The organism is Citrobacter tructae, assembly GCF_004684345.1.
In the GTDB taxonomy this organism is placed as follows: Bacteria; Pseudomonadota; Gammaproteobacteria; order Enterobacterales; family Enterobacteriaceae; genus Citrobacter; species Citrobacter tructae.
The window spans coordinates 563,619-576,801 of sequence record NZ_CP038469.1; the positions used below are offsets into that span (position 1 = coordinate 563,619).

Genomic DNA, 13,183 nt, shown 5'->3' on the forward strand with positions numbered 1-13,183 from the left:
TGGTTAACCACCTTGATGACTCTTAATGAGGGCCGTTATTCTACGGCAAACCATTGTAATCGCCAATCCTTGTTGCGAATTACTAACTTAGCCTTATAGTCAGAAGGGGCGTCAGAGAGAAATATTCTCACTTGCGGGGATAAAAGTGACCTGACGCAATATTTGTCTTTTGTTGCTTATTGATAATGTTGTCACGAAAAGTGAGGGTGACTGCATGGATAAACTACTTGAGCGTTTTTTACACTACGTGTCGCTGGACACTCAGTCCAAATCGGGTGTGCGGCAGGTACCCAGCACCGAGGGACAGTGGAAGTTATTACAGCTGCTCAAACAACAGCTTGAAGAAATGGGGCTGGTTAACGTTTCGCTAAGTGAGAAGGGTACGCTGATGGCAACGTTGCCCGCGAATGTTGCTGGTGATATTCCCGCGATTGGCTTCATTTCTCATGTCGATACCTCACCGGATTTCAGTGGCAAAAACGTCAATCCGCAAATTGTTGAAAACTACCGTGGGGGCGATATTGCGTTAGGCATTGGTGATGAGATTTTGTCGCCGGTGATGTTCCCTGTGTTACATCAACTTTTGGGACAAACGCTGATCACCACCGACGGTAAAACGCTGCTGGGCGCAGACGACAAAGCCGGGGTAGCGGAGATCATGACCGCGTTGGCAGTGTTGAAGCATAAAAACATTCCCCATGGTGATATTCGCGTGGCCTTTACCCCAGACGAAGAGGTCGGGAAAGGGGCGAAACACTTCGACGTTGCGGCATTTGATGCGAAGTGGGCCTACACCGTTGATGGAGGGGGCGTGGGTGAGTTGGAGTTTGAAAACTTCAACGCAGCGTCGGTTAATATCAAAATCGTTGGCAACAATGTGCATCCTGGTACCGCAAAGGGCGTGATGGTGAATGCGCTGTCGCTGGCTGCCCGTATCCACGCTGAGGTTCCGGCAGATGAAAGCCCGGAAGCCACCGAAGGTTACGATGGTTTTTACCACCTGGCGAGTATGAAAGGCACCGTTGACCGGGCGGATATGCACTACATCATCCGTGATTTTGATCGCAAACAGTTTGAAGCGCGCAAACGTAAAATTATGGAGATCGCCAAAAAAGTCGGCAAAGGGTTACACCCGGACTGCTACATCGAACTGGTGATCGAAGACAGCTATTACAACATGCGCGAGAAAGTGATCGAGCATCCGCATGTGCTGGATATCGCCCAGCAAGCGATGCGCGACTGCGACATTGAGCCTATGCTGAAACCCATTCGCGGCGGTACCGACGGTGCGCAGCTGTCGTTTATGGGATTACCGTGCCCGAATCTGTTCACCGGCGGCTACAACTACCATGGTAAACATGAGTTTGTGACGCTGGAAGGGATGGAAAAAGCGGTGCAGGTGATTGTGCGTATTGCCGAGTTGACGGCGAAACAGCAGTAATAAGCCTGGCGTTAGATGCCGGATGCACGAAGCGTCATCCGGCATAACGACAATAATTACCCTTCGAAGAACCAGTACCCACTGTTGACCAGTGCGGCCAGCATGGCGAGGAAGGATGGATCTTCCAGCGCATCCTCAAAGTTCTCGGCTGTAAGCACGATATGGCTGGCCAGCGCCTCGAGGGCAGGGCGATGCGGAGAGTTAATCTTTTCACCGTTGACATAAACCTCGTCTCCGACGCGGATGACGCGTAATCCACCCAGACGTACCAGTACATCCCCTTGTTTCAGGGCATCGTAGATTTCGTCAGGCTGATAAGGCGGCTCCGGCGGGGCCACATCAAGTTCATGACGTGACTGGGAAATAAACTCACCAAACCACTGTTTGAAATGTTCAGGCTGATTAATCAGCCCCAGCATCATTTCACGCAGTTTATCCAATTCCTGTGGCAGAACATCCGCCGGATGGTCGCGCGGCGGCAGATCCGGATCGCTGTAATAGGTGCTACCCAGCTCACGTTGCAGAACGTAATCGGCAAATCCGCTGATCAGCTCCCGCGTGTTTGGGGCACGGAAACCCACTGAATAGTTCATCGCGTTTTCCAGCGCGTAACCTTCGTGCGGGAATCCCGGTGGGATATACAGAATATCACCCGGCTCCAGTTCTTCATCAATAATGGCTTCGAACGGATCAACCTGCAGCAGGTCAGGGTGCGGGCAATGCTGCTTCAACTGGAGTTTTTCGCCTACGCGCCAGCGGCGTCGACCGGTGCCCTGAATGATAAATACATCGTATTGATCCAAGTGCGGGCCAACGCCGCCGCCGGGTACGGAAAATGAGATCATCAGGTCATCGATACGCCAGTCCGGCAATTCGCGAAACGGACGCATCAGCGCGGCGGTAGGCTCGTGCCAGTGATTAACGGCCTGGACCAGCAGCGACCAGTTATTTTCGCCGAGATGATCATAGCTCTCGAAAGGACCGTGGCTCACCTGCCATTTGCCGTCCTGGTGGCTGACCAGTCGGCTGTCGACTTCACTTTCCATCGCCAGTCCGGCCAGTTCATCAGGAGAAAGCGGATCGATAAAGTTATTAAAACCACGCTTTAAGACCACCGGGCGCTTTTGCCAGTGGCGTTCAAGAAAGTCGGGCCAGTTGAGGTTTAATTGGTATTCCATAATGAGCATCCGCAGGCTGTTGGTTGCTCCGATTATAACGGATGCTTAACCGGATAAGTGATGTCGGCACATAAATATTACAAACAGCTTACTCGTCTTTATGTCCCGGTTGCTGGCGACCAAAAATGACCTCCATGCGTGCACCGCCTAACAAGCTGTCGCCAGCGATAATCTGCCCGTCATACTGCTCGGTAATTTCTCGTGCTACTGCCAGCCCTACGCCTTGTCCGGGTCGTAAGGTATCCACTCGTTGACCACGATCAAAAACGACCTCGCGCTTGGTTTGTGGAATACCAGGTCCGTCATCTTCAACCAGAATATGCAGACTATCGTCGGATAGCTGAGCGGAAATCTCGACAAACTCCAGACAGTATTTACAGGCGTTGTCCAGCACGTTACCCATGACCTCGACAAAATCATTTTGCTCACCCACAAAGCTGATTTCGGGCGAGATATCGAGACTGATGGTGACACCTTTGCGCTGATATACCTTATTGAGGGCGGAGGTCAGCTTATCTAGCAAAGGGGCAACCGGGTGTAGTTCTCGACTCAGCAGGGCGTTACCGCCGCGCATGCTGGCTCGATGAAGGTAATAGCCAATTTGCTGGGAAATGCGGCTGATTTGCTCCAGCATGACGGGTTCTGCATCACTTACACTCATCTTTTCATTGCGCATTGAGCGCAGTGTGCTTTGCAATACGGCCAGCGGTGTTTTCAGGCTGTGAGTGAGATCGGTTAAGGTGGTACGGTATTTATCGTAACGCTCACGTTCACTTTTCAGTAGCCGGTTGAGATTGCGTACCAGGCTGGTCAGCTCGCGCGTGGTGGTGGGGTTGAGCATCTCGCGGTGATGTTCCTCGAGCTCACGGACTTCACGCGCCAGTGATTCAATAGGCCGTAAGCTCCACCAGGCAGCGACCCATAGCAGCGGGATGACTAACAACAGATTGGCTACTAAAACATAGACAAACCAACTCCAGACCATATACGAGCGCTTCAGCTCAATGGGGATAGTGTCGACAACGACAATAGTTAGCTGAGGCATGCGTGCGGTTGCAGGGTAGATGTTCACCGCTACGGAGTGGGTCATTTCGGCGTCGTTATCATCTTCTCTGACTTCTTTAAGCTGCTGCTGTGCGGAATGATCCTCGCGCAGTAACGTGCTGGTGGCATCGACATCGGCTTCTATTTCATGGAAACCATTTGTTTTTAGCCAGTCAGGCTGAATACTTTGCGTTAGCCAGGGGATATCGCGTTGTACCCACAGCAGTTTGCCATTTTCATCATAAATGAGCGACATAGTGGGACTTTGCATATCGAGATGTTCAGGCAGCTCGACCTGTAGCTTGCCGTCTTCCCATTTCGCGAGGGTGTAAAACAGGTTACTTTCACCGCGCAGCAGACGAAACGTTGTCTTGTCAAAGCTTACGCTGTAACCCACTAGCGCAACCATGCCATAGGCCAGTGAAAGCACCAATACAACACCTGCGGTCGCCAGCAAAAAGCGTAGCCGCAGCGATAACGGGAAAAAATGGCGCAATAATTTGTTCATCAGCGCAGTTCGAAAAGGTAACCCTGGCCACGCACGGTGGTGATCACGTCATCCGGATACTGTGCCTGAATTTTTTTGCGTAGACGTCCCATCAGCACATCAATAGTGTGGCTTTCACGCAGTTCGGCGTCCGGATAAAGTTGCAGCATCAGCGAATCTTTGCTGACCACTTTGCCGTTATTGCGGATCAGCGTTTCCATGATGGTGTATTCAAAAGCGGTGAGTTTGATGACCTCGTCATTCACGGATAATTCGCGGCGGGAAAGGTCAACCTGAAAAGGCGGCAGCGAAATAATCTGCGAGGCAAGGCCACTGTTGCGGCGCATCAGTGCCTGCATTCGGGCGACCACCTCTTCAATGTGGAAAGGTTTTGTCACGTAGTCATCTGCACCGGCGCTAAGCACTTCCACTTTGTCCTGCCAGCCTTCGCGGGCGGTTAAGACCAGAATGGGGAGAGAGACTTCATTGCTGCGCCAGCGGCGGATCAGCGACAAGCCATCTTCATCAGGGAGTCCTAAGTCGACGATCGCAATATCTGGCAGATGTTCGTTAAGGTAATAATCTGCTTCCTTTGCATCCTCTGCATCATCAACCTGGTGACCAGCATCCTGTAACTGAACCTTCAGGTGGTGACGTAATAAGGCATTATCCTCAACAACCAGTACGCGCATCTTCGTTTCTCCCTCAATAACGGTATGAATAGTTTAACGCTGATTATGTGGCTGTGGGGATAAACATTTAATAAACCGAGGGGAAGGGACATTACCGTGGGCGATAAAAAAGCCGGGTTGCGCTGATGACGCTTACCCGGCTTATGTTTACCATCTAGTTGGTCGCTGATTACTTCAGTTCATCAACCATGGTGATAGCACGACCAATATAGTTAGCCGGCGTCATCGCTTTCAGACGCGTTTTCTCTTCTTCCGGCAGCGCCAGTCCGTCGATAAACTGCTTCATACCTTCGGCATCAACACGCTTGCCACGGGTCAGTTCTTTCAGCTTCTCGTACGGTTTTTCAATGCCATAGCGACGCATCACGGTCTGGATCGGTTCAGCCAGAACTTCCCAGTTATGATCCAGTTCGTCCAGCAGATGATCGCGGTTCACTTCCAGTTTACTCACGCCTTTCAGCGTGGACTGATAGGCGATCAGTGCATAGCCGATGCCCACGCCCAGGTTGCGCAGAACGGTCGAATCCGTCAGGTCACGCTGCCAGCGGGAGACCGGTAGTTTGCTTGCCAGATGCTGCAGTACCGCGTTAGACAGACCCAGGTTGCCTTCGGAGTTTTCGAAGTCGATTGGGTTAACTTTATGCGGCATGGTGGAAGAACCAATTTCACCGGCGATGGTTTTCTGTTTGAAGTGGTTCAGCGCCACATAACCCCAGACGTCGCGGTCAAAATCGATCAGAATGGTGTTGAAACGCGCAACGCAATCGAACAGCTCGGCAATGTAGTCGTGCGGTTCTATCTGCGTGGTGTACGGGTTCCACTGGATACCCAGTGAAGTCACAAACTCTTCGCTGAACTGATGCCAGTCAACTTCCGGGTAAGCGGCGATGTGGGCGTTATAGTTACCAACGGCACCGTTGATTTTACCGAGAATTTCGACCTGGTTGAGCTGGCGGTACTGACGTTCCATACGGTACGCCACGTTAGCCATTTCTTTACCGAGTGTAGACGGCGTGGCGGGCTGACCGTGGGTACGGGACAGCAGGGGAATATCGCGATACTGTACGGACAGGTCTTTCACTGCGTCAATCAGCTTGCGCCAGTACGGCAGGATAACTTCGTCGCGTGCGGTTTTCAGCATTAGCGCGTGAGACAGGTTGTTGATGTCTTCTGAGGTACACGCGAAGTGAATAAACTCGGAAACGGCATGCAGTTCCGGGATATCAGCCACTTTTTCTTTCAGAAAATATTCAACGGCCTTCACATCATGGTTGGTCGTCCGCTCAATGGTTTTGATGCGTGCGGCATCTTCTTCATTGAAGTTAGCGACTATCGCATCAAGGAAACCGATTGCGTCGGCAGCAAAAGCAGGAACTTCCTTGATCGCTGCGTGCGCGGCCATTTTTTGCAGCCAGCGTACTTCAACCTGTACACGGAATTTCAGCAAACCATATTCGCTGAAAATCCCGCGCAGCGCGCTGACTTTATCGCCGTAGCGTCCATCGACAGGGGAAACGGCGGTCAGTGAGGATAATTCCATAGATCACAACTCCGGGGTTAAATGAGCAAGAATTTGTTTTGCCTGAGTGGTCAGGCGATTACGAGAAAACATGAGTTGCAGACGACCGCCACCCACCTGATGCCAGAGTACGGCAGCGCGAATGCCAGCCAGAAGCGAAGCACGTACTTTAGCCTGAACTTGTGGGCTCTGAAGGATGGCCGGGGAACCCGTGACCTGAATACGCGGGCCGAGTGGGCTGATGACGTCAACATAAATACCCGCCATCGCACTCATCAATGTTTCTGACTGCAAATCAAAATGGTCCAGTTGGCGCTGCAAGCCGTTGATACGGTCTCCCAGCGTGTCCATCGCGCCTTTGGCGGCTGACAGCTTACGCTCCAGCACCATCAGACTTAACGTGTAGCGGGTGAGTTCCGCGTTTAGCCCCTGACGACTGCTGGCGTTAAGTACGCCAAGTAGCGTTTCAAGACCAAGACGCAGATTAGCCTCGCTACCGCCAAATACGCCCAGCGTTGAGCTGGGGTTCATGTCGATGACACTGTTCAGTGAAACGTGTAATGCATCGGCATCACAATGCCCCTGGTGCGCCAGTTCTTGCACCAAGCGTGCCGACTGACAAATGCCTGCCAGGGCGAGGGTGATGTCATAATAATTCTTTGCCACGTTCACTGCTTCCTTGTATTAAATGTGTAAGTAATTATACCGGCAGAGGCAATCGTTGTTCGATAATACCGCCGCCAAGGCACACTTCGCCATTGTAAAAGACGGCCGACTGACCTGGCGTTACCGCTGCAACCGGCTCGTCAAAAATCACTTCAATACGCTCGTCATCCAGTGCCTTAACGGTGCACGGGATATCGGTCTGGCGATAGCGGGTTTTCACCGTGCAGCGCATTGTGCCGATGAACGGTTCGCGATCGACCCAATGCAGTTGTTGCGCGATCAGGCCAACGGACATCAGGCGCGGATGATCATGCCCCTGAGCAACAACCAGAATGTTGTTCTCAACGTCTTTATCGACCACATACCATGGATCTTCGGTTCCTTCTTTAGTTCCGCCGATCCCCAGGCCTTTACGTTGGCCCAGCGTGTGGTACATCAGTCCCTGGTGCTGACCAATCTCTTCGCCATCTACGGTGATGATTTTTCCTGGCTGTGCCGGCAGATAACGGCCGAGGAACTCGCGGAATTTACGCTCGCCAATAAAGCAGATGCCGGTGGAGTCTTTTTTCTTCGCAGTAATCAGACCCAGATCTTCGGCAATTTTACGCACCTGTGGCTTTTCCAGTTCACCGACCGGGAACAGGCTTTGGGCGATCTGCTCGTGGCCGAGCGTGTAGAGGAAATAGCTCTGGTCTTTATTGCCGTCGAGTCCACGCAGCAGGCGGCTTTTGCCGTCGACATCCGCACGGCGCACGTAATGACCGGTGGCGATGTAATCGGCACCTAAATCTTCAGCGGCAAATTCGAGGAAGGCTTTAAACTTAATTTCTTTGTTGCACAGAATATCCGGGTTTGGCGTACGGCCCGCTTTGTACTCTTCAAGGAACAGTTCAAAGACGTTGTCCCAGTATTCTGCTGCAAAGTTGACGGTATGCAGTTCAATGCCGAGTTTGTCACAGACGGCTTGCGCATCCGCAAGATCGGCGGCAGCGGTACAGTATTCCTCACCGTCGTCCTCTTCCCAGTTCTTCATGAACAGGCCTTCTACCTGATAACCCTGTTGTTGCAACAGCCAGGCAGAAACGGAGGAATCGACACCGCCGGACATGCCGACGATCACTTTTTTTGGGCTTTCAGACATAGGAATACTCACGACATTGAACTTCAAGGCGGCATATTCTATCACGCAGCCCTTTACTTGACACCCTCTGTAAACGGCCAGTTAAATTCTCCGATCATGGCCAACGGATACCGTTGCCCGCTCTGATAACAGCGAATGCTCTCGGCAACCAGCGGCGAACGCAGATTTGGCGCTGAGATAATCTCTTCTGCACTCACCCAGCGACAGCAGTCTATATCGCTGTCATGCGGTTCAGTAGCGCACATATTGGCAAGCTCGATAGAAAACAGAAAACGTAAAAAGGGCGTTCTGTCCGGTGCGATCCATTGATGCAGACGAATGAAGTGCTGTGGTTGCGCGGTGATGCCGGTTTCTTCCCACAGTTCGCGCGCGGCGGCTTGCGCCAGAGTTTCATCCGCTTCCAGGTGCCCGGCGGGTTGATTCCACAAGGCTTTGCCATTGATAGTTTCTTCAACGACTAAAAATTTATCTTCGGCATGCACAATGCAGGCGACGGTAACGTGCGGTTTGAACATGGTTCACCTCTTATTCTTCTTTAAAGCCTTCAGCCACATCTGGCCAGCTAATCTTGCCAGTAGTCTTATCGATACTGATGTAGGCCACGGGAGGGGAGGTTTGTGGATCGGCCCCTCCACGGCACAACGCTGTCTGGTGATCTTCGCGCACGATAATCTCAATGGCCGTTTTTGCATTCCAGCTTTCATAAAAAATACATTGATAGTCGTGACGCAAATCAAGGCTGGCGACCCGTGTTGCTTTATCTGTAGAGACTGGATTGATGTCGTCGCGATAGCGATCGCCGCTGTTTAAGGGCTGTAGCTGTGATTTTTTTAACCAGCCGCGCACAATATGGCGATCTGCAGTGTAATAGACCACGTCAATAAAATCGTCTTTAGACTCTTCCTGCGCTGAAACTACGTCGCCGGGTACCAGGAACACGGAACTGCTGCGGCACTGCTCATTCGGCATTGAATAGAACCCTGCGCGTGTACTGCCAGTGACCTGATAATGGTTACTGGCGGTGGAGGGCGTCTTCTCGCGTTGCGACATCGTTTTATTGGCCCAAGTTTGGCATGCGTGGCTAACGGGAAGCGGATTAGCTAACGGTGTGAGTCCGTCTGTTTTAATCCAACCGGTGGCGAAAGTGCCATTTGCGCCCCGATAACGGACGTAACGAAAAGGTTCGTCTTTGGACAACATGCCAGTGCTTTCATAACGCTGCGAACTCCGGAGTACCTCTACAGTGTCGCTATTGACCAAAAAAGCAGAAAGCTGGCATTCGGTGGCCGGTGCGGAATAGAAATGCAGACGGGAGTCGGTTTTCACTTTGGCAGAGTCATAAAGGTAGTTAGCCTCTCCTGCAGCGATCCCGGCAATCGACTCACAGTCCTGTTCTGCTGAACAAAACGGTGACGCGCCGAGCAGGACGAATGTCGCAATAAGCCGTTTATCCATGTTGTTTTCTCTTCCTTGTTAATGGTTGCGTTAAAAGTGAACGCTACGGCTATATTTCCCGCCATTCGCCGTTGGCGAGGTTTTCCAGCGTGTAATCACCCATGGCATAACGGATTAAACGCAGCGTGGGGAAACCCACGTGCGCCGTCATGCGTCTCACCTGGCGGTTACGGCCCTCATATAAAGTCACTTTCAGCCAGCTGGTGGGAATGTTTTTGCGCTCACGAATCGGGGGATTTCGCGGCCACAGCCAGTCAGGTTCTGCAACAACCTCAATGCCTGCTGGCAAAGTAGGGCCGTCATTGAGCGTCACTCCGTGACGCAGAGCGTCCAGCGCGTCTGGCGTCGGATCACCTTCAACCTGGACGTAATAAATTTTCCCGGTACGTTTACCCGGTTGCGTCAGTCGAGCCTGTAATGCCCCGTCATTTGTCAGTACCAGCAGGCCTTCACTGTCCCGATCCAGGCGGCCCGCAGCATAGACGCCCTGTACGGGAATAAAATCTTTTAACGTGCTGCGGCCCGCTTCGTCAGTAAATTGTGGCAAAACATCGTAGGGTTTATTGAACAAAACCACGCGTTTTGGCTGGTTTTCTTTACGCTGCTTAGTGACTTGTCGTGAGCTGAATCGCTCAACCCGGTGATTTCTAAAAGAAGTTTTTTGCATGGTATTTTCAGATTATATCAATTGCCGCATTATAGCCTAAGAACGAGTGTCTTTCATGGCGGCGAACAATAGGGTAGTATTGACACGCTCATTACAAATCATTAACAAAAAGTTGCTCTAACGCATCCGTGTAGCAGGACGCAAATGCACATGCAGCGTGATGACAGACGAGCAGAACCAGAAGCGCTCGAAGGAGAGGTGAATGGAAAGCAAAGTAGTTGTTCCGGCGGAAGGTAAGAAGATCACCCTGCAAAACGGCAAACTCAACGTTCCTGAAAATCCGATTATCCCGTTCATTGAAGGCGACGGTATCGGCGTTGATGTAACCCCACCGATGATCAAAGTTGTCGATGCTGCTGTCGAGAAAGCCTATAAAGGCGAGCGTAAAATCTCCTGGATGGAAATCTACACCGGCGAGAAATCCACCCAGGTTTATGGCCAGGACGTCTGGCTGCCTGCTGAAACCCTTGATCTGATTCGTGACTACCGTGTTGCCATCAAAGGCCCACTGACTACTCCAGTTGGCGGCGGTATTCGCTCACTGAACGTTGCGCTGCGCCAGGAACTTGACCTGTACGTGTGCCTGCGTCCGGTACGTTACTACCAGGGCACGCCAAGCCCGGTTAAACATCCTGAACTGACCGATATGGTCATCTTCCGTGAAAACTCTGAAGACATCTACGCGGGTATCGAGTGGAAAGCTGACTCTGCTGATGCAGAGAAAGTGATTAAATTCCTGCGCGAAGAGATGGGCGTGAAGAAAATTCGCTTCCCGGAACATTGTGGCATTGGTATCAAACCGTGCTCCGAAGAAGGGACCAAGCGTTTGGTGCGTGCGGCGATTGAATACGCCATCGCCAACGATCGTGATTCTGTTACTCTGGTACACAAAGGTAACATCATGAAATTCACCGAAGGCGCGTTCAAAGACTGGGGTTACCAGTTAGCGCGTGAAGAATTCGGTGGAGAACTGATCGACGGCGGCCCGTGGGTGAAAATCAAAAACCCGAAAACCGGTAAAGAGATCATTGTTAAAGACGTTATCGCCGATGCGTTCCTGCAGCAGATCCTGCTGCGCCCGGCAGAGTATGACGTCATCGCCTGTATGAACCTGAACGGTGACTATATCTCTGATGCTCTGGCAGCGCAGGTTGGCGGGATTGGTATCGCACCGGGTGCAAACATCGGTGACGAATGTGCACTGTTCGAAGCGACCCACGGTACAGCACCGAAGTATGCGGGTCAGGATAAAGTGAACCCAGGTTCCATCATCCTGTCAGCTGAAATGATGCTCCGCCACATGGGTTGGGTTGAAGCGGCTGATTTAATTGTTAAAGGTATGAGTGGTGCGATCAACGCGAAAACCGTGACCTATGACTTCGAACGTCTGATGGACGGCGCTAAACTGCTGAAATGTAGCGAGTTTGGCGACGCAATTATCGAAAACATGTAATGCGGTAATTTGTTAAATTCATTAACGGGAGCGTAACGCTCCCGTTTTTTTTTGTTAGGCTGCTAACGGTTATCAAAATTTTATCAAAACAAGTTATCAAAACTCCTTGGTAGTTTGGGGTTGGCTGGTCGGTCAGCTGGCAGTTCTATTGCCAGGTTCCCATTAGGCATTCCTCAGCATTTTATTATTGCTGGTGGACGCTCGTTAATATTTAGGTCCGTTCTGTGCCAGAAGCGGAGGTTGTCTCTTTCGGCCAATTTAATTGTTCAGCCTCAAAACTGTTTTGATAAATCGTTTGGATACTTACATGCAAACCTCCCAAAAACTGAAAAAGCCTCGCAGCTATCCTGATTTTTTTAACATTTATATGAGATTAATCTCAGTGCGTGTTCTTTGAAAACTATAACCTTTCATTAATTGTGGGTTATTCAAGTTTTGCGGGAGCAGGGTAATAGCATGGCAGATATAACATTAAATATTGAGCGTGCCCCAGATTACGCATCAAAGATGGTCAGTAAGAAAACACATCGCACACTAGCGATGGTCAAGCTTTCTTGTCAGGCGCAGTTTGCTATAGCCTTCTACTTATTTGCAGGCGGCGTAATCGGGGCTATCTCATTGGCGCTCTATTTAATGATGCAGGAAGGTGTCTTCCTGTATTAACCCGGTTATAAGTAAGACTGGTTGTCTGTAGCAGCTCGCGCCCATCGCTATCGATAAGCGCATTCAGCTGAGGCTTGAACATCCTCACCATCAGCTGGTGGCCACCTTTAAACCGCAAGTATTCGGAATTGCTGGAGGAATACAAAACCCTTCGGCGCTGCTTCTCTGTTTCCGCCCAGGTTCCGTATACCGACGTATGGACACATAAGCCCGTTCACTTTTATCCAGGCAAACATCCAAGCGAAAAACCTGCCGATATGCTGAAGCAGATCATTAGCGCCAGCAGCAGGTCAGGGGATATCGTAGTCGATTTCTTTATGGGCTGTGGTTCAACTGTGAAAGCTGCAATAGAACTTGGCCGTCGGGCGATCGGCGTAGAACTGGAAGCAGACAGGTTTTTTGAAACTGTCAGAGAAGTTGAGGAGATGGATCGAACATTGATATCACTATGCTACCGTTTCGTTTTTTTCATTATAGGTAAAATGGTAGCGGCAGGTTCATCTGATGTGCTGGATATATGTTTTTGCATCCTGGCTAATGCCTCTTTGACCATCTGTGCTGCTTTATGCCTGGTACAACGTAGCAACTCCTCTTTTCGGAATTTGGTTCCACAGTCATTGCATTCTACCGGGCAAAAGTCCTGTGAATTGTAGATATCTTCAACGCATGGTAACTCGGTTAAGTGGCCACACTTGGGGCACTTGTATTTAACGCTGAACACTGTGAGGTTTCTCTTTTGCAAAAACATAATGTTATTTTAATGTAGATAAATGTTTC

General features: G+C 50.9%; 13 protein-coding genes and 1 pseudogene. 4 read left to right on the forward strand and 10 right to left on the reverse strand.

All coding sequences use genetic code 11. From position 1 onward, the window contains the following. The first annotated feature begins 214 nt into the window (after positions 1-214). Positions 215-1,441: a peptidase T gene (gene pepT / locus E4Z61_RS03265; protein ID WP_135321511.1), complete on the forward strand. Its 1,227-nt coding sequence runs from the start codon at positions 215-217 to the stop codon at positions 1,439-1,441. Positions 1,442-1,497: 56 nt separating this feature from the next. Here pepT and roxA read toward each other — a convergent pair whose 3' ends face one another. The 9 genes from roxA to rluE all read right to left on the reverse strand — a co-directional run bounded on the left by roxA (position 1,498) and on the right by rluE (position 10,290). Beyond that, positions 1,498-2,619, reverse strand: coding sequence for a [50S ribosomal protein L16]-arginine 3-hydroxylase (gene roxA, locus E4Z61_RS03270; RefSeq protein ID WP_135321512.1), 1,122 nt, complete (start codon positions 2,617-2,619; stop codon positions 1,498-1,500). 88 nt (positions 2,620-2,707) lie between these two features. Beyond that, positions 2,708-4,171, reverse strand: coding sequence for a two-component system sensor histidine kinase PhoQ (gene phoQ / locus E4Z61_RS03275; RefSeq protein WP_135321513.1), 1,464 nt, complete (start codon positions 4,169-4,171; stop codon positions 2,708-2,710). Further along, a complete protein-coding gene (phoP, locus tag E4Z61_RS03280; RefSeq protein ID WP_135321514.1) occupies positions 4,171-4,842 on the reverse strand; it encodes a two-component system response regulator PhoP in 672 nt (223 codons plus the stop codon). Before phoP ends, phoQ begins: the two co-directional genes overlap by 1 nt. A gap of 169 nt (positions 4,843-5,011) precedes the next feature. Continuing rightward, positions 5,012-6,382, reverse strand: a complete 1,371-nt coding sequence (purB, locus tag E4Z61_RS03285; RefSeq protein ID WP_135321515.1) for an adenylosuccinate lyase — start codon at positions 6,380-6,382, stop codon at positions 5,012-5,014. Positions 6,383-6,385: 3 nt separating this feature from the next. Then, on the reverse strand, positions 6,386-7,027 hold the full coding sequence (gene hflD, locus E4Z61_RS03290) for a high frequency lysogenization protein HflD (protein ID WP_005120991.1): 642 nt from the start codon (positions 7,025-7,027) through the stop codon (positions 6,386-6,388). A 34-nt stretch (positions 7,028-7,061) separates the two neighbouring features. After that, positions 7,062-8,168 (reverse strand): tRNA 2-thiouridine(34) synthase MnmA, encoded by a 1,107-nt coding sequence (gene mnmA / locus E4Z61_RS03295; RefSeq protein WP_135321516.1) that lies wholly within the window; start codon positions 8,166-8,168, stop codon positions 7,062-7,064. A gap of 53 nt (positions 8,169-8,221) precedes the next feature. Continuing rightward, the gene (locus tag E4Z61_RS03300; RefSeq protein WP_135321517.1) at positions 8,222-8,683 is read right to left on the reverse strand and encodes an NUDIX hydrolase; all 462 of its coding nucleotides are present in this window, start codon (positions 8,681-8,683) and stop codon (positions 8,222-8,224) included. A 10-nt stretch (positions 8,684-8,693) separates the two neighbouring features. Continuing rightward, on the reverse strand, positions 8,694-9,623 hold the full coding sequence (locus tag E4Z61_RS03305; RefSeq protein WP_135321518.1) for a hypothetical protein: 930 nt from the start codon (positions 9,621-9,623) through the stop codon (positions 8,694-8,696). Positions 9,624-9,672: 49 nt separating this feature from the next. Then, positions 9,673-10,290 carry a 23S rRNA pseudouridine(2457) synthase RluE gene (gene rluE / locus E4Z61_RS03310; RefSeq protein ID WP_135321519.1) on the reverse strand — a complete coding sequence of 206 codons (618 nt, stop codon included), beginning with the start codon at positions 10,288-10,290 and terminating at the stop codon, positions 9,673-9,675. Positions 10,291-10,492: 202 nt separating this feature from the next. On the opposite strand from rluE, the gene icd reads away from it, so the two are divergent. The 3 genes and pseudogenes from icd to E4Z61_RS03325 form a co-directional block, all read left to right on the forward strand. Next, positions 10,493-11,743 (forward strand): NADP-dependent isocitrate dehydrogenase, encoded by a 1,251-nt coding sequence (icd, locus tag E4Z61_RS03315; protein WP_135321520.1) that lies wholly within the window; start codon positions 10,493-10,495, stop codon positions 11,741-11,743. Between the two features lie 456 nt (positions 11,744-12,199). Then, positions 12,200-12,406, forward strand: a complete 207-nt coding sequence (locus E4Z61_RS03320) for a hypothetical protein (protein WP_135321521.1) — start codon at positions 12,200-12,202, stop codon at positions 12,404-12,406. A gap of 43 nt (positions 12,407-12,449) precedes the next feature. Beyond that, positions 12,450-12,834: pseudogene (locus tag E4Z61_RS03325) on the forward strand (DNA methyltransferase); the annotation flags it as partial. Between the two features lie 23 nt (positions 12,835-12,857). Here E4Z61_RS03325 and E4Z61_RS24315 read toward each other — a convergent pair. Next, positions 12,858-13,154 (reverse strand): ECs_2282 family putative zinc-binding protein, encoded by a 297-nt coding sequence (locus tag E4Z61_RS24315; RefSeq protein ID WP_420808694.1) that lies wholly within the window; start codon positions 13,152-13,154, stop codon positions 12,858-12,860. Between the last annotated feature and the right edge of the window lie 29 nt (positions 13,155-13,183).